At 69.4% G+C, this 16,217-nt stretch carries 11 protein-coding genes; 6 read left to right on the forward strand and 5 right to left on the reverse strand.

Going from position 1 to position 16,217, the window contains the following annotated elements; all coding sequences use genetic code 11:
- The first annotated feature begins 157 nt into the window (after window positions 1–157).
- Complete coding sequence (ispG, locus tag MFF01_RS01230; protein ID WP_238221292.1) at window positions 158–1,465, forward strand: flavodoxin-dependent (E)-4-hydroxy-3-methylbut-2-enyl-diphosphate synthase; 1,308 nt, start codon at window positions 158–160, stop codon at window positions 1,463–1,465.
- Between the two features lie 224 nt (window positions 1,466–1,689).
- On the forward strand, window positions 1,690–3,636 hold the full coding sequence (locus MFF01_RS01235; protein WP_238221293.1) for a potassium transporter Kup: 1,947 nt from the start codon (window positions 1,690–1,692) through the stop codon (window positions 3,634–3,636).
- Window positions 3,637–3,727: 91 nt separating this feature from the next.
- On the opposite strand, the gene MFF01_RS01240 is transcribed toward MFF01_RS01235, so the two are convergent.
- From MFF01_RS01240 to MFF01_RS01250, 3 genes are all read right to left on the reverse strand, one after another.
- The gene (locus tag MFF01_RS01240) at window positions 3,728–4,135 is read right to left on the reverse strand and encodes a GNAT family N-acetyltransferase (RefSeq protein ID WP_238221294.1); all 408 of its coding nucleotides are present in this window, start codon (window positions 4,133–4,135) and stop codon (window positions 3,728–3,730) included.
- Between the two features lie 4 nt (window positions 4,136–4,139).
- A complete protein-coding gene (secA, locus tag MFF01_RS01245; protein WP_238221295.1) occupies window positions 4,140–7,034 on the reverse strand; it encodes a preprotein translocase subunit SecA in 2,895 nt (964 codons plus the stop codon).
- Window positions 7,035–7,444: 410 nt separating this feature from the next.
- On the reverse strand, window positions 7,445–7,750 hold the full coding sequence (locus tag MFF01_RS01250) for a hypothetical protein (RefSeq protein WP_238221296.1): 306 nt from the start codon (window positions 7,748–7,750) through the stop codon (window positions 7,445–7,447).
- A 249-nt stretch (window positions 7,751–7,999) separates the two neighbouring features.
- Between MFF01_RS01250 and MFF01_RS01255 the strand changes: the two genes are divergently transcribed.
- The 3 genes from MFF01_RS01255 to MFF01_RS01265 all read left to right on the forward strand — a co-directional run bounded on the left by MFF01_RS01255 (window position 8,000) and on the right by MFF01_RS01265 (window position 10,154).
- On the forward strand, window positions 8,000–8,890 hold the full coding sequence (locus MFF01_RS01255; protein WP_238221297.1) for a peptidylprolyl isomerase: 891 nt from the start codon (window positions 8,000–8,002) through the stop codon (window positions 8,888–8,890).
- Window positions 8,891–9,011: 121 nt separating this feature from the next.
- Window positions 9,012–9,572, forward strand: a complete 561-nt coding sequence (locus tag MFF01_RS01260; protein ID WP_238221298.1) for a DUF4337 domain-containing protein — start codon at window positions 9,012–9,014, stop codon at window positions 9,570–9,572.
- A gap of 78 nt (window positions 9,573–9,650) precedes the next feature.
- Entirely contained in the window at window positions 9,651–10,154 is a 504-nt protein-coding gene (locus tag MFF01_RS01265; RefSeq protein ID WP_238221299.1) for a phosphate-starvation-inducible PsiE family protein, read from the forward strand.
- 8 nt (window positions 10,155–10,162) lie between these two features.
- On the opposite strand, the gene MFF01_RS01270 is transcribed toward MFF01_RS01265, so the two are convergent.
- Together MFF01_RS01270 and MFF01_RS01275 are read right to left on the reverse strand one after the other, a co-directional pair.
- On the reverse strand, window positions 10,163–12,481 hold the full coding sequence (locus tag MFF01_RS01270; RefSeq protein ID WP_238221300.1) for a Tex family protein: 2,319 nt from the start codon (window positions 12,479–12,481) through the stop codon (window positions 10,163–10,165).
- An 83-nt stretch (window positions 12,482–12,564) separates the two neighbouring features.
- Window positions 12,565–14,040, reverse strand: coding sequence for an OpgD/OpgG family glucan biosynthesis protein (locus MFF01_RS01275; RefSeq protein WP_238221301.1), 1,476 nt, complete (start codon window positions 14,038–14,040; stop codon window positions 12,565–12,567).
- Window positions 14,041–14,268: 228 nt separating this feature from the next.
- Here MFF01_RS01275 and mdoH point away from each other — a divergent pair, with 228 nt between their 5' ends.
- Complete coding sequence (mdoH, locus tag MFF01_RS01280) at window positions 14,269–16,179, forward strand: glucans biosynthesis glucosyltransferase MdoH (protein WP_238221302.1); 1,911 nt, start codon at window positions 14,269–14,271, stop codon at window positions 16,177–16,179.
- Window positions 16,180–16,217: the final 38 nt, after the last annotated feature.

Raw genomic sequence — 16,217 nt, forward strand, 5'->3', positions numbered from 1 at the left:
CGCCCACCGTCATCTCAGCTAAACGAGCGAGGGCTTAGAACAAGACGGCGTCGTGGACGCCACCGGCCGGGTTGCCCTGCCGGACCCGAGGGTGTCCTCGCAGATGGACCGATGTCGCCAAGGCCGGCGGAGGGTCCCCGGAGCGCACGGATCAACGATGGAAGCCATGGACGCGACCCCCGCCAACCCGATCAACGGCACCGCTCCCGAGATCGCCGGCCCGAATTCCCGCCACCGCACGGTCGGTGTCACCATCGGCTCGGGCGAAGGCGCCGTCACGGTCGGCGGCGGTGCCCCCATCGTCGTGCAATCGATGACCAACACCGACACGGCCGACATCGACGGGACCGTGGCGCAGGTGGCGCAACTGGCCCGGGCCGGCTCCGAACTCGTGCGCATCACCGTCGATCGCGACGAGGCGGCCGTGGCCGTGCCGCGGATCCGTGAGCGCCTCGACCGCATCGGCATCCACGTGCCCCTCATCGGCGACTTCCACTACATCGGCCACAAGCTGCTGGCCGATCATCCGGCCTGCGCCGAGGCACTCGCCAAGTATCGGATCAATCCGGGCAACGTCGGCTTCAAGGAGAAGAAGGACACCCAGTTCTCGACGATCATCGAGCAGGCGATCCGGTACGGCAAGACGGTCCGCATCGGCGCGAACTGGGGCTCCCTGGACGAAGCGCTCCTCACCCACCTCATGGACGAGAACGCAAAGCTGCCCCGGCCCATCGATGCCCGCGCGGTGATGCGCGAGGCGATGGTGCGCTCGGCCCTGTCCTCGGCCGAGCGGGCCGTGGAACTCGGCCTTCCCAAGGACCGGATCATCCTCTCGGCCAAGGTCTCGGCGGTGCAGGACCTCATCGCAGTCTACCGCGAGGTGGCGCGCCGCTCGGACTTCGCCATCCATCTCGGCCTGACCGAGGCCGGCATGGGCTCGAAGGGCCTCGTTGCGGCGTCCGCCGCCATCGGCGTGCTGCTGCAGGAAGGCATCGGCGACACCATCCGCTACTCGCTCACCCCGGAGCCCGGCGGCGACCGCACCGTGGAGGTGAAGGCCGCGCAGGAACTCCTGCAGACCATGGGATTCCGCACCTTCGTGCCCCTCGTGGCGGCCTGCCCGGGCTGCGGCCGCACCACGTCCACGACCTTCCAGGAACTCGCCCGTGACATCCAGAACTGGATCGTCCAGTCCATGCCGGAGTGGAAGAAGGCCTATCCGGGGGTCGAGGGCCTCAACGTCGCGGTGATGGGCTGCATCGTCAACGGTCCGGGCGAATCGAAGCATGCCGATATCGGCATCTCGCTCCCCGGCACTGGCGAGACCCCCACGGCTCCGGTCTTCATCGACGGCAAGAAGGCCATGACCCTGCGCGGGCCGACGCTGGCCAAGGATTTCGAGACCGTGGTGACCGACTACATCGAGCGCCGCTTCGGATCCGGCGCGCGCAGCGCAGCCGAGTAGGGCGCCCCGCAGTACCCGCCGTCTCCGGCGTCCCGTGCCCTGCCCTGTCGGCCGAACGGCAATCCCGCACGGGTTGCCGTTCTCCCATGCTGCGCCGCGTGATAGCGTGAACGCAGACCAACCTTGCCGCCCGACGCCGTCGGGTCCGGCCCCGCGTTTCTTCGCCCGCCTTCGAAGGCGCCCCGCGAAAAGCCCGGGTTCGCAACACGTCGCGATCGAGCCGCATGACGCAATCCGCCACTCCAAGCGTGCCCGGTCCGAAGTCCGAGGGCGGAGATCCGTCCGCGCTGGGCTCCGACGCGGAGACCGGGCGTGCCCACGGGCCCGCCGGCTTGTGGCCGCTGGTGCTGGGCTCCATCGGCGTCGTTTACGGCGATATCGGGACGAGCCCACTCTACGCCTTCCGTGAGGCGCTAGTTTCGGCCCGCGCCGACGGCATCCTGCTCCGCGAGGAGGTGCTGGGCGTCGCCTCCCTGATCCTGTGGGCCTTGCTGCTCATCGTCACCATCAAATACGTCGTCATCCTCATGCGGATGGACAACAATGGCGAGGGCGGCATCCTCTCGCTCATGGCCCTCGCGCGCTCGGCGCTCGGCGGCTCGCGCATCGTGTTCATGTTCGGCCTGCTCGGCGCCTCGCTGTTCTACGGCGACGCCATCATCACCCCCGCCATCTCGGTTCTCTCGGCAGTGGAGGGGCTCAAGCTCGTTACGCCGGCCTTCGACGCCTACGTCCTGCCCATCACCATCGCGATCATCGTACCCCTGTTCCTCATCCAGAACCGGGGAACGGGGAAGGTCGCGACCTTCTTCGGGCCGATCATGGCCACGTGGTTCGCCGCCATGGCGCTCGCCGCCCTGCCGCACATCGCCGCCACGCCGGACGTGTTCTGGGCGATCAACCCGTACTACGCGCTGCATTATCTGCTCGGCCACGGCACCGGCGCCCTCGTGGCGCTGGGAGCGGTGTTCCTCGCGGTGACGGGGGCCGAGGCCCTGTTCGCCGATCTCGGGCATTTCGGCCGCCGGCCGATCCAGATCGCGTGGCTCTACCTCGTGGCGCCCTGCCTCGTGCTCAACTATTTCGGCCAGGCCGCCCTGGTGCTGGCGAAGCCCGACACCACCGACCCGTTCTTCCAGCTCGTGCCGGAATGGGGCCTGCTGCCCATGGTGCTGCTCGCCACCGCCGCCACGGTCACGGCGAGCCAGGCGGTGATCACCGGCGCCTTCTCCCTATCGCGTCAGGCGATCCAGCTCGGTCTGCTGCCGCGCCTCGAGATCCGCCACACCTCGGAATCGCATTCGGGGCAGATCTACCTGCCGCAGATCAATGCCCTCCTGATGGTCGGCGTCGTCATCCTGGCGGTCCTGTTCCGCTCCTCCGCCGCCCTGGCCTCGGCTTACGGCATCGCTGTCACCGGCACGATGCTCATCACCGCGAGCCTCGCCTTCCTCGTACTGTGGAAGACCTGGAAGTGGTCGCCGCTGGCCGCCGGCCTCGCGATCCTGCCGTTCGCGGCCCTCGAATTCCTGTTCCTGCTCTCGAACCTGCTCAAGGTGTTCGAGGGTGGGTACGTGCCCCTGCTGTTCGCCGGCGCCCTCATCGTGGTGATGTGGACCTGGGTGCGCGGCGTCGCGATCCTCATCAACAAGACCCGCAAGACCGACGTGCCGCTCACCGAGCTCGTCGGCATGCTGGAGAAGAGCCCACCCCACCACGTGCGCGGCACGGCGGTGTTCCTCACGAGCGATCCCTACATCGCGCCGGCGGCCCTGCTGCACAATCTCAAGCACAACAAGGTGCTGCACGAGAAGAACGTCGTGCTTACCGTGGAGACCGTGGACACCCCCCGCGCCCGGGCGGCGGACCGGGTCCACATCGAGCCCATCGGCCCGCATTTCTCCAAGGTGGTGATGAAGTTCGGCTACATGGAGTCGCCCAACATCCCCCGGACCCTGACGCTCCTGAAGAAGCAGGGCTTCAAGTTCGACATCATGGCGACGTCGTTCTTCCTGTCGCGGCGTTCCATCCGCCCGGCCGCCCATTCGGGCATGCCGCTCTGGCAGGACCGGATCTTCATCACGCTGGCCAAGAACGCCAACGACGCGACGGACTTCTTCCAGATCCCCACCGGACGGGTGGTCGAAGTGGGAACCCAAGTGACGGTTTGAGAGGCATCGCTCGGCCGATTCTCCGACCGAAGAACCTCGCACATCCGGCGTCCGGGTCCGGGTTTGCAAGATTATGGGCCGCTGTCGCCCCTCACATCTCCCGGTCGTACCGGAACGCGTCGGGGACGCGGGGCATGGCGATGCGCTCGTAGAAGGTGATGGCGTCGGGTGCGGCCGTCAGCAGGAGCGAACCCTGTGGCCCCACGGCGGCACGCGTCGCGGCGATCAGGCCCTGGCCGATGCCGAGCCCCTGCGCCGCGCGACAAACGGCGAGATCCGACAGGTAGGCGCAGAAGGAAAAATCGGTGAGGGTGCGCGCCACCCCAACCAGAACTCCGTCGCGGCGGGCCGTGACGACGAGGTCGGCCGCCGCCAGCATCTTTTCCAACCGTGCAAGATCGTCCGCGGGCCGGCGGGGGGCCAGACCCGATTCGACGAGGACGCGGCGGAACTCCGCCACGTCGAGGTCCGGTTCGACGCCGTAGACGACGTCGCTCATGGCGTCAGGCGGCGAAGGTACCGTGGCAGTGCTTGAACTTCTTGCCTGAACCACAGGGGCAGGGCTCGTTGCGCGCGACCCGGCCCCAGGTGGTGGCGTCCGTGGGATCACGCTCGAGCACGGCCGTGTCCGTCGGCATCGCCTGCGCCGCGTAGCCATAGGCCGGACCGCCCCCACCGTCGCTGCCCGTGCCGCGACCCGAGAAATCCATTTCGTTCTCGCCGGTGACGGGATCGAGGTGCTGGGCGAACATCGGCGGCAGGGCGGGGGAACCGAACGGCGCCGCCTCGGACGCCGGATCCTCGTACATGATCTCGATGCGGGCGAGCTGCTGCGTCACCTGCTCGCGCAGGCTTCCGACGAGGCTGTTGAAGAGGTCGAAGGCTTCCGACTTGTACTCGTTCAGGGGGTCGCGCTGGGCCACGCCGCGCCAGCCCACCACCTGACGCAGGTGGTCGAGCGTCACGAGGTGTTCGCGCCAGAGGTGGTCGAGGGTCTGCAGCAGCACCTGCTTCTCGACATAGGTCATCACCTCGGGCGTGTTCTTCTCGGTCCGGGCGGCGTAGGCCTCGTCGGCCGCCTGGCGCAGGCGGTCGCGCATCTCCTCGTCGGCGATACCCTCTTCCTTGGCCCAATCCTCAACCGGAACGTCGAGGTTCAGCACGGTCTGGACCCGTTCGCGCAGGCCCTCGATATCCCACTGCTCGGCATAGGCGTTCTCGGGCACGTGGATGGCGACGAGATCGTCGACGACGCCGTGGCGCATCTCGTCGACCGTCTCGCGCACGCTCTCCTGGCCCATGAAGTCGCGACGCTGCTCGAACACCACCTTGCGCTGGTCGTTCATGACGTTGTCGTACTTGAGCACGTTCTTGCGCATGTCGAAGTTGCGCGCTTCGACCTTCTGCTGCGCCTTCTCGATGGCCTTGTTGATCCAGGGGTGGATGATGGCCTCGCCCTGCTCAAGGCCGAGCCGCGTCAGCATCCCGTCCATGCGGTCGGACCCGAAGATCCGCATGAGATCGTCCTGCAGCGACAGGTAGAACTTCGAGCGGCCGGGATCACCCTGGCGGCCGGAGCGGCCGCGCAGCTGGTTGTCGATGCGGCGCGATTCGTGGCGCTCGGTGCCGATGATGTAGAGGCCGCCGGGCAGGGCCTTCTTGCGGCCCGCCTCCGGATCGGCCGGCTCGCCCGACGCCAGCACCTTGTCGCGATACTCCGCGATCTCCGCCTTGATCGCCGCGATCCTGGCCTCGCGCTCGGCGCCCTCGGGAATGCCCGCGAGTTCCTTCTCGACGCGCATCTCGACGTTGCCGCCGAGTTTGATGTCGGTGCCGCGCCCGGCCATGTTCGTCGCGATGGTGATGGCTCCGGGCACGCCGGCTTCCGCCACGATGTAGGCTTCCTGCTCGTGGAAGCGGGCGTTGAGCACGGCGAAGCGCTTCGTCACCCGGCCCTCGCGGGCGGCGGCGTAGACGTCGGTCAGGGCGTTGAGGTCCGAGTAGTCGAGCGGCGTGAAGCCGGCCTTCACCAGAAGCTCGGCCAAGTGCTGCGACTTTTCGATGGAACCGGTGCCCACCAGAATCGGCTGGTGGCGCGCATGCGCCTTCTCGATTTCGGCGATGATCCCGTCGTACTTCTCGCCCACCGTCCGGTAGACCTCGTCGTCCTCGTCGACGCGCTCGACCTCCTTGTTGGTCGGGATGTCGACCACCTCGAGCTTGTAGATCTCGGCGAACTCGTCAGCCTCCGTCGAGGCCGTGCCGGTCATGCCGGCGAGCTTGGAATAGAGGCGGAAGTAGTTCTGGAAGGTGATCGAGGCCAGCGTCTGGTTCTCGGGCTGGATCGTGACCCGCTCCTTGGCCTCCAGGGCCTGGTGCAGCCCTTCCGAGTAGCGCCGGCCCTGCATCATGCGGCCGGTGAACTCGTCGATGATCACCACCTCGTCGTTCTTGACGATGTAGTCCTTGTCCAGGGTGAACAGGGTGTGGGCGCGCAGCGCCTGGTTCACGTGGTGGACGAGGGAGACGTTGTGGGCGTCGTAGAGGTCACCTTCCTTCAGGAGGTCGGCCCCGCGTAGCAAATCCTCGATGAATTCGTTGCCGCTCTCGGTGAGCGAGACCGTGCGCTGCTTCTCGTCGAGGTCGTAATGCTCCTTCTCGAGATGGGGCATCAGCGCGTCGACGGAGACGTAGAGCTCCGACCGGTCGTCCACGGGGCCGGAGATGATGAGCGGGGTGCGGGCCTCGTCGATGAGGATCGAGTCGACCTCGTCCACGATCGCGAAATTGTGGCCGCGCTGGGCGAGCTGCGACAGCTCGTACTTCATGTTGTCGCGCAGGTAGTCGAACCCGAACTCGTTGTTGGTGCCGTAGGTGATGTCGCAGGCATAGGCCTCTTTGCGCTGCTCGTCGTCGAGACCATGGACGATGGTACCGACGGTGAGGCCGAGGAAGCGGTAGACCCGGCCCATCCACTCGGCGTCGCGGGACGCGAGGTAATCGTTGACCGTCACGACGTGGACACCGAGGCCCGACAGGGCGTTGAGGTAGACCGGCAGGGTCGCCACCAGGGTCTTGCCCTCGCCCGTGCGCATCTCGGCGATGCCGCTCTCGTGGAGCACCATGCCGCCGATGAGCTGCACGTCGAAGTGGCGCTGGCCGAGCGCGCGCTTGGCCGCTTCCCGCACGGTGGCGAAGGCGGGCACGAGGATGTCGTCGAGGGTCTTGCCGGCGGCGAGTTCGCCCTTGAGCATCGCCGTGCGCGCCCGCAGGTCCGCATCGGACAGGGTGGCCAGCTGCGGTTCCAGGGCGTTGATCTCGGCCACGCGGGGACGGTAGCCCTTCACCCGCCGGTCGTTGGACGAGCCGAAAATCTTCTTGGCGAGGGCACCGAGCATCGTGAACCTACGGTCGATCGAAAAGCGTGAAGGCGAATGTTGGCCGGGCTTATAGAGGTAAATATTGCCCGGCGCATCCGAAAGAGCCGCGTCCGCCGATCGGCATGCTGCGCCGTCGGATCGGGGAGCGGCTCGGCCTCACTTCGGCTCACAGGACGAGGGCGGGCCGCCGGTTCTCGATGAGGCGGACCAGCGCCAGGGCCGTGACATCCGAGGATCTGGGGTTCGCGGGGAGCGGTCGGTTTGCGATGGTCATGTCGAGAGGGCCGAAATCCCCCGCGCCCGAAGGTGGTGTGGTTGCCCGTCGCGCTCGGGTCGGCACGCGTTCGATCCACGTCCCACCGAAGCCGATCTCTGCACCCCGCTGTTTTTCTTGTGATCCATCACCCCGAGCCCCCCGCGAGCGAGGGTCAGTTGATCTCGCAGAATCCCGCGCCGGAGCCGACGATGCGCCCGCTGTCGCACCGGGTCTGCGCCGTGCGGTCGCCCTTGATCGGGGCGGTGGCGGCCGGGGCACCCAGGGGCGGCATCGTCAGGCCCGCGGCGGGAGCCTCACGCAGCGGTGGCCCGGCCGGAGCGGACCCGATGCTGCCGGTGGCGTTGGGAACGACGACGATGCCGGGCGAGCGTCGCCCATAGGCCGCCGCGTCGGAGGCGGCGAGGACCAGAGTCGTGCCGAGCAGGATCGCACCGAGAGGGACCCGATTTGCACGCACGCGACACCTCCTCCGGACCAAGTCCGATGAAGGCTACGGTGCGACCCGTTAACGCCGCATCGCCGCGACCCTGCGGATGCGATGGATCACGCCCATCCGGCTTGCCGTGGACTCCCTTGCCATCGGCTCCGGCGCACGCCACCTGTGTCGGCGCGAATCACGCGGCCCTTCCGGCCGCCGCCCCCGCACCGCCCCCGAACGCTCGCAGGCCGGGACTGCGACGGGGCGCCACGCCCGAAGGACGCCGCGATGTCGATCACCCACGCCCTCCTGCGCACCAGCGCCCTCGCGCTGTTCCTGGCAGCACCCCTGACGGGGGCCCAAGCGCAGCAGCCCGCCGCCGCTGCACCGGCACCGGCGGTTCCGGCGGCGCCCGAGACGGTGGTGGCCAAGGTGAACGGCGCCCCGATCACTCAGGGCGATCTCGCCATCGCGGCGGATGATCCGGCCTTGTCCCTGCCGGGCGTCGACGACGCACAGAAGAAGAATCTGCTGGTCGACTACATGATCGACCTCAAGGTCGGTGCGCAGGCCGCCGATGCAGCCAAGGTCGCCGACGCGCCGGACTTCCAGCGCAAGCTCGCCTATTTCCGCGACAAGCTTCTCCTCGACGAATACCTCGAGCGCGAGGCCAAGAAGGCCGTGACGCCGGAGGCGGCACGCGCCCTCTACGAGCAGACCGTGAAGGCGATGAAGCCCGACGAGGAGGTCCATGCCCGCCACATCCTCGTGGACAACGAGGACGACGCGAAGAAGATCGCCGCGCGGATCAAGGGCGGCGAGGACTTCGCCAAGGTCGCGGCCGAGGCCTCGAAGGATCCGGGCTCCAAGGCCGAGGGCGGCGATCTCGGCTGGTTCACGAAGGAGCGCATGGTGGCGCCCTTCGCCGAGGCCGCGTTCAAGCTCAACGCCGGTCAGGTCTCTGACCCGGTCAAGACCCAGTTCGGCTGGCACGTCATCAAGGTCGAGGAGAAGCGCGTGAAGCCGGTGCCGACCTTCGACGAGATGAAGGATCAGGTCGATCAGTACATCACCCGCAAGACGCAGCAGGACCTCATCCTCAAGCTGCGCGAGGGCGCCAAGATCGAGCGCACGGCTGCCGCCCCCGCCGAGGGCAAGGGCGACGCCAAGAAGCCCTGAGACCGAGGACCTGAGACCATGAGGTGACGCCGCCGCCGCATTCCGGCGGCGGCGGCGGTTTTCCGGTTGCGCTTCGCCCCCGGATCGGCTGTGACTGCCGCCGTCGAAACGGGGAGGCAGCATGTCGGGTGGTCACGGGGGAGGCGGCGGATCCAACAAGCGCGTGGCGCTTCTGATCTCGGTGCTGGCACTGTTCCTGGCGCTCGCCGAGACGCTGGCCAAGGGTGCACAGACGGAGGCGCTCAGCGCCAACGTCGAATCATCGAACCAGTGGGCCTACTTCCAGGCTCGTACCATCCGCGGCACCATTCTCAAGACCGCCGACGAGACCCTGGCCCTGCTGCCGCCGGACGCCGCCAATTCCGAGGCGATCAAGGCCAAGCGCGCCGAGTGGGCGAAAACCATGGCCCGCTGGGAGAGCGAGCCCGCCACGGGCGAGGGGCGCAAGGAACTGAGCGAGAAGGCGCGCCACGCCCAGGAAGTGCGCGACAAGGCGCTGCACCGCTACCATCATTACGAATTCGGCTCGGCCGCCTTCCAGATCGGAATCGTGCTGGCCTCGGCCGAGGTCATCACCGGCATCTCGGCCCTCGTCTTCGGTGGTGCGCTCCTCGGTCTCGCCGGCTTGGCGATGCTTGGCTTCGGCCTCTACGCACCCGACGTTCTCCCGTTCTTTCACTGACACTCGACAAGGCTCCGCTTCGCCTGCCAGATTGCCCCCACGACCGGTGATTGAGTCCGGCGTCGGGGTGGATGCGCCATGGCGGACGACGCGGAAGAGAGCCGGCTCACGCGGATCTCGGGGTTCCTGTTCATGCACACGGAGCACGCGGTCTACGCCGTGCTTGGAATCCTGCTCGCCGCCACCGCGATCCTGGCGCTGGTCGATGCCACCGGGCTCCTCGTCGGGGCGATCCGTGAACTCGGCGGGTCGGCCAAGCTCCTGGAGATCGTCGACCGACTCCTGTTCCTGCTGATGCTGGTGGAGATCCTGCACACGGTGCGGGTGTCCATGCGCTCGGGCAAGCTCACCTGCGAGCCGTTCCTTATCGTCGGGCTCATCGCGTCGATCCGGCGCGTGCTGGTGATCACCCTGCAATCCTCCGAGGTGATGCACGGCGCCCTGACCCCGGAGCGCGAGGCGCTGTTTCGCATCTCGATGATCGAACTCGGGGTGCTCGGCGGCCTCATCCTCGTGATGGTGCTGTCGATCTTCCTCCTGCACCGCGCCCGCGACGACGCGCAGGTGGCGGGGCAGGAGTAGTTTTAGCTTTAGCGCCGCTGCTTCGATTCGGCGGCGCGCCGCAGGGCCTCGGCCATCGCGCCGCCGGGCTCCGCTTCGGCCTTGGGCGGCGGGGCCGCCTGCATCCGGGCAGGGGCCGGGCGCTCCTCGCGCCGGCCGGGACGGGGCGCCTGCCCGTCGTCCGAGCGCATGGAGAGGGCGATGCGCTTGCGGCCGGGATCGACCTCGACGACGCGCACCTGAACCACGTCGCCGGGTTTGACCACCTCGCGCGGGTCCTTCACGAAGCGGTCGGCGAGCACCGAGATGTGCACCAGCCCGTCCTGGTGCACGCCGATATCCACGAAGGCGCCGAAGGCGGCGACGTTCGTGACCACGCCTTCGAGGCGCATGCCGGGCTTGAGGTCCGAGATCTTCTCGACGCCGTCCTGAAAGGTCGCGGTCCGGAAGGCCGGGCGCGGATCGCGGCCGGGCTTCTCCAGCTCCGCCAGGATGTCGGTAACCGTAGGCAGGCCGAAGGTCGCGTCCGTGAATTTTTTCGGGTCCAGGCCGCGCAAGGTGCTCGCGTTGCCGATCACCGCCTGGATCGGCTGGCCCGTGGCGGCGAGGATCCGGCGCACCACCGGATAGGCTTCCGGGTGGACGCCCGAGGCGTCGAGGGGATCGGACCCGTCGCGGATGCGCAGGAAGCCGGCGGCGAGTTCGTAGGCCTTCGGCCCGAGGCCCGCGACCTTCTTGAGGGCGGCACGGCTGCGGAACGGGCCGTTGGCGTCGCGGTGCGCCACGATGTTGGCGGCGACCCGCTCGGTGAGGCCCGACACACGCGCCAAGAGGGGCGCGGACGCCGTGTTCACGTCGACGCCGACGCCGTTCACACAATCCTCCACCACCGCGTCGAGGGAGCGCGACAGCTTCCCTTCTGCCAGATCATGCTGGTACTGCCCGACGCCGATGGCCTTCGGCTCGATCTTCACGAGTTCGGCCAGCGGGTCCTGCAGGCGCCGGGCGATGGAGACGGCACCACGGATCGAGACGTCGAGGTCGGGCAGTTCGGCGCTGGCGTAAGCCGAGGCCGAGTAGACCGAGGCACCGGCCTCCGACACCATCACCTTGGTGAGCCTCAACTCCGGCTGCTTGGCAATGAGCTCGGCGGCGAGCCGGTCGGTCTCGCGCGAGGCCGTGCCGTTGCCGATGGCGACGAGTTCGACCCTGTGCGCGCGGCAGAGCTTGGCCAGCGTCATCAGGGCGCCGTTCCAGTCCCGGCGCGGCTCGTGCGGGTAGATCGTGTCGATGGCCACCACCTTGCCGGTGGCGTCCACCACAGCGACTTTCACGCCCGTGCGGAAACCCGGATCGAGACCGAGCGTCGGGCGGGCACCCGCCGGGGCCGCGAGGAGGAGATCACGCAGGTTGCCGGCGAACACCCCGACCGCGCCGGTCTCGGCCACCGCCCAGAGGCGGGCGCGCAGGTCCGTGTCGATGGCGGGCTTCAGCTTCGTCCGCCAGGTCTTGCGCACGGTGTCCAACAGGAAGGCGTCGCCCGGCCGGCCGGCATCACGCACGCCAAAGGTCTTGGCGATGCGCAACTCCTGCGAGGAGGGCTGACCTTTGGCCGGTTCGTCGCCGACGGCGTCCGCGAGGTCGAGGTCGAGCACCTCTTCCTTCTCGCCCCGGAACAGGGCGAGGATGCGATGCGAGGGCAGGCGCGTCAGGGGCTCCGAGAATTCGAAGTAATCCGAAAACTTCTCGCCGGCTGCCGCCTTGCCCTTCTTCACGGTGGAGACCATCCGGCCGCGTTGCCAGCCGGCCTCGCGGAGCGACCCCACGAGTTCCGGGTCCTCGCTGAAGCGCTCGATGAGGATCGCGCGTGCGCCCTCCAGGGCGGCCTCCGCGTCGGCCACGCCCTTGGCGGCATCGACATACCCCCTCGCCGCCGCCTCCGGCGCCTGGTCCGGCCGGGCCAGGAGGGCTTCGGCGAGGGGGCCGAGGCCGGCCTCGCGGGCGATCTGCGCCTTGGTCCGACGCTTGACCTTGAACGGCAGGTAGAGGTCTTCCAGCCGCGCCTTGGTGTCGGCGGCGAGGATCCGGGCGCGCAAGGGGGCGTCGAGCTTGCCCTGGGCCTCGATGCTCTCCAGCACCGCCGCGCGCCGCGCCTCGAGGTCGCGCAGATAGGCGAGGCGTTCCTCGAGGGTGCGCAGCTGCGCGTCGTCGAGGGTGCCGGTGGCCTCCTTACGGTAGCGCGCCACGAACGGCACCGTGGCGCCGCCGTCGAGGAGGTCGACGGCGGCCTTCACCTGCCACTCGGCCACGCCGAGTTCCGTGGCGAGGATTGCGTTGATGCTGGCCATGCGACGTCTCCCGGTGGGGCCGGGTGTCTACAGGGCACGGCGCCGAGCGGTCAAACGCGCCCGCGCCGCGATTCGCCGTGCGCTCAGGCCGCCGCGTCCCAGGTTTCCGTGATCGCCCGGCCCGAAAGCAGCAGGCGGGCGCGCAGCACCACGTCGCCGGCCGGGCGGGCTTCGGGCGGGCGCCACTCGACGTAGAGGCGCCAGCCCCCGGTCTGGGGCACGAACTCGATGAACGGATCCACCAGGGTGCCGGCGCTCGCCGAAAGGTCGGCGGTGACGGCGGCGGCCGGATCCCGAGGCAGGCCGGGGCCTTCGAAATCCACGGCGTAGAGGCGCCGGCCCGGGCTCGGCGGTGTCGTCGGGCGCAGGCGCTCGGCCGAGCCGACGCGGGTCGAGACCACGCGGGCGAGGTTGCCCGGAACGACCGCCACGGGCTCCGCCCCCACGGTGGTCAGGGTGTAGCGTGGGGAAAGGGCGCTGCCGGCCGCCACGGGGGCTTCGGCCACGAAGGCCGCCACGATGTTGTCCATGTACTCTTCCCGCGACGGGATCTCGAACAGCTGGACCGCACCCGCCCCGAACCCGGATTCCGGCGTCACCCAGAGGCCCGGACGGGATTCGTGCCGGGCCTGGGTGTCGAGGTAGGCCGAGAATGTCCGCTCGCGCTGGAGGAGCCCGAACCCGTCGAGGGAATCGACGGCGAAGGCCGAGATCTGCGGAGCGCGGCGCCCGTTCACCAGGGGCCGCCACAGCCGGTCGCCGCGTGTCGCGACGGCGAGCCCATCGGAATCGTGCACCTGGGGCCGGAAATCGTCGAAGGGTTCGGCGCCCGGCGCTCCCGGTCCGTTCTGCCCGTGTAGGAACATGCTGGTCAGCGGCGCGAGGCCGAGGCGCGCGATGGCGCTGCGCGGGTGGAGGGAGGTTTCGACCCGCATGACGGAGGGATCGCCAGGGGTGACGCGGAAGCGGTAGGCCCCCGTCAGACTCGGCGATTCGAGCAGCGCGAGGATCTCGACGGTACGGGTCCCGTCTTCCGGCGCGCCGATCCAGAAGGCGGTGAAATCCGGAAACTCCTCCGCGCCGGGACCCCCCGTGCCGATGGCCGCACCCCGCGCCGACAGGCCGTATTCTTGGCCCTTGCCGCGCAGGCGGAAATACGAGGCGCCGAGGAAGACGAGGAACTCCTCCTGGATGTCCGGTCGGGCCTCGTCGAAGGCATAGTGCAGGCGAAAGCCGGCAAACCCGAGATCGGATGGGAAGGTCTGGCCCCGGAGGGTCGGGCCGAGGTCGAACAGCTCCGAGCCGTAGGCGATGGGCACGGCCGGGCCGTCCGCCGGCTGCAGGAAAAGCTCGACCCGCTTGGCCTGCAGGAAGCCGCGGTGGAACAGCTGAGCCGAGAAATGCGGCCCGAGGCGCAGGCTCGCGCCGGGGTGAAAGGTGATCGCCCGGTAGGCGTCGTAGGTCAGGGCCTTGAGGGCGGGCGGCAGATCGTCGGGGCGCGGCCGGTACGGGGCGGCCGCGAGCGCCTTCGCGTGCCCGGCGAGGGACGTGAAGGTCATGGGCGCTCCCCGATCGGGTAGGGGGGCGGCCATCGTTCGGGCGACATTCAGTTCGGTGATACTAGGAAGAAGCGTGCCCACGGCTGCACCGAGTGTAGTCTTCAGGGCGCGTCGCCGCGAGACGGGCTCCGTCGGCCCGTTTCCGTCACGACCGTTGCCATCGTCCATCGTGTGCCTGTCCCCGTGATCGGGCATTGCTGGCTTCCCTCGCACGAGAATCCCGCACCCATGTCTCAGCGGTTGTCGCACGACGCCCCGGCGGTCGATATCCCGACCGGCAAAATCCCGGGCGGGCTCGAGGGCCCCGCGGAGCGGTCCTACCTCGGGCGCCGGCTGCTGCTGGCCCTGCCGACGCTCGCGACCGCCGGCCTCATCGCGGCCCTGGCGGTGATGGCCTACGGCCGCCCGGCCGGGTGGCTCGGCGCCTCCGTCCTTGTCCTGTTCTGCCTGGTGATGGCGTGGCAGGCGTTCGTCGCCTGGCAATACGTCTACGGACTTCTGGCCAGCGCGGTCGGCGACCGGGCGAAGTCGGACCTCGAACGCCGGTCCCTGACCGTGCCGGCCCGCGCCTCCGGCCGGAGCCGGACGGCGGCCGTCGTCGCCATCCACGCCGAGGACGCCGTGGCGGTCTTCGCGGCCCTGCGGGTCATGGCCCGCTCCCTCCAGCGCGAGGGCGGCGACGGGTCCGACATCGACCTCTTCGTCCTATCGGACACCCGCGACGGCGCCATCGCGGCCGTGGAAGAGCACGAATTCGCCCGGATCACCACCTGGGCGGCCGGGAACGGCCCCGGCCTGCCGCGCCTGCGCTATCGTCGGCGCCGCGACAATGCGGGGCGCAAGGCCGGCAACATCGCCGAGTTCTGCCGGACCTACGGGGCGGAGTACGATTTCATGATCGTGCTCGATGCCGACAGCCTCATGACCGGCGCGGCCATGCGCCGCCTCGCCCGCCTCATGGAGGAGAGCCCCCGCGTCGGCCTGATCCAGACCGTGAGCTACGCCACGGGGCGCGACACCCTGTTCGCCCGCATCCAGCAATTCGCCGTGCGCCTCTACGCGCCCCTCTCCATCCGCTGCCTCGAGACGTGGCAGGGGCCGGACGGCAGCTACTGGGGCCACAACGCGATCCTGCGGGTCGAGGCCTTCGCCGACAACGCCGAACTGCCGGTGCTGCCGGGGCGTGCCCCCCTCGGTGGCGAGATCCTCTGCCACGACATCGTCGAGGGCGCGCTGCTGCGCCGGGCCGGCTGGGAGGTGCGCCTCCTGCCCGAGATGGGCGGCACCTGGGAGGAGATGCCGACGAACCTCGTCGATCTTCTGGGCCGCGAGCGCCGCTGGTGCCAGGGCAACATGCAGCACCTGCGCGTGGTGCCGATGCCGGGCCTGCGCGCCGCCAGCCGCTGGCACCTTGCGGTGGGCATCCTCTCCTACATGGCCTGCCCGCTCTGGGTGGCGTTCCTGGCGCTTGGCACCGTCCAGGCCGCGACGACGGGGGATCTCGGCCTGCTCGGCTACGGCCTCACCGGCACGGGTGCGGCCGCTCATGCCCTGGCGCTCCTGGTGGTGACCGTGCTGGCCCTGCCGAAGCTCCTCAGCCTCGCCCATGTCCTCGCCTCGGCCGAGCGCCGGGCGGCGTTCGGCGGCACGGCCTCGCTCCTGAAGAGCGCCGCCCTCGAACAGGCGGTGTGGGTGCTGCTGTGGCCGGTGATGACGCTGTTCGCGGCGGGCGCCGTCGCCACCACCTTCGTCGGCCGGGTGGTGCGCTGGGACGCTCAGGTCCGCGACGACCGCCGGGTGCCGTGGGCGGAGGCCTGCCGGCTCCAAGTCGATACCCTCGTGGCCGGCGGCCTCCTCGTTGGGCTCCTCACCTATGCGGCCGACCCGTGGCTCGCCCTGTGGATGGCGCCCGTGGCCCTCGGCCTCCTGTCGAGCCCGGTCCAGAGCGTGCTGACCAGCCGGGCCGATCTTGGCCGCCGAGCGCAGGACCGGGGCCTGTTCCTCACCATCGACGACACTGCGCGCGCCGCCGATCTCACAGCCCTCGCCCAGGTCCGGGGCGGCGCCGAGGCCCGGCCCGATCGGCCCGCGGTCCCGGACGCGATAGCCCTGCGGCCGAGCGAGTCCCCGGTGGTTTGACGAACTCGTACCGGGCGACCGTGGACCGCTCCCGGTCC

It is taken from the genome of Methylobacterium adhaesivum (genome assembly GCF_022179065.1).
In the GTDB taxonomy this organism is placed as follows: domain Bacteria; phylum Pseudomonadota; class Alphaproteobacteria; order Rhizobiales; family Beijerinckiaceae; genus Methylobacterium; species Methylobacterium adhaesivum.

Coding starts and splice junctions, on each gene's coding strand:
- MFF01_RS01240 (WP_238221294.1), bottom strand. CDS start 4,135: ATGAGCGACGTCGTCTACGGCGTCGAACCGGACCTCGACGTGGCGGAG.
- MFF01_RS01275 (WP_238221301.1), bottom strand. CDS start 14,040: ATGACCTTCACGTCCCTCGCCGGGCACGCGAAGGCGCTCGCGGCCGCC.
- MFF01_RS01265 (WP_238221299.1), top strand. CDS start 9,651: ATGGCGGACGACGCGGAAGAGAGCCGGCTCACGCGGATCTCGGGGTTC.
- mdoH (WP_238221302.1), top strand. CDS start 14,269: ATGTCTCAGCGGTTGTCGCACGACGCCCCGGCGGTCGATATCCCGACC.
- MFF01_RS01235 (WP_238221293.1), top strand. CDS start 1,690: ATGACGCAATCCGCCACTCCAAGCGTGCCCGGTCCGAAGTCCGAGGGC.
- MFF01_RS01260 (WP_238221298.1), top strand. CDS start 9,012: ATGTCGGGTGGTCACGGGGGAGGCGGCGGATCCAACAAGCGCGTGGCG.
- MFF01_RS01255 (WP_238221297.1), top strand. CDS start 8,000: ATGTCGATCACCCACGCCCTCCTGCGCACCAGCGCCCTCGCGCTGTTC.
- ispG (WP_238221292.1), top strand. CDS start 158: ATGGAAGCCATGGACGCGACCCCCGCCAACCCGATCAACGGCACCGCT.
- secA (WP_238221295.1), bottom strand. CDS start 7,034: ATGCTCGGTGCCCTCGCCAAGAAGATTTTCGGCTCGTCCAACGACCGG.
- MFF01_RS01270 (WP_238221300.1), bottom strand. CDS start 12,481: ATGGCCAGCATCAACGCAATCCTCGCCACGGAACTCGGCGTGGCCGAG.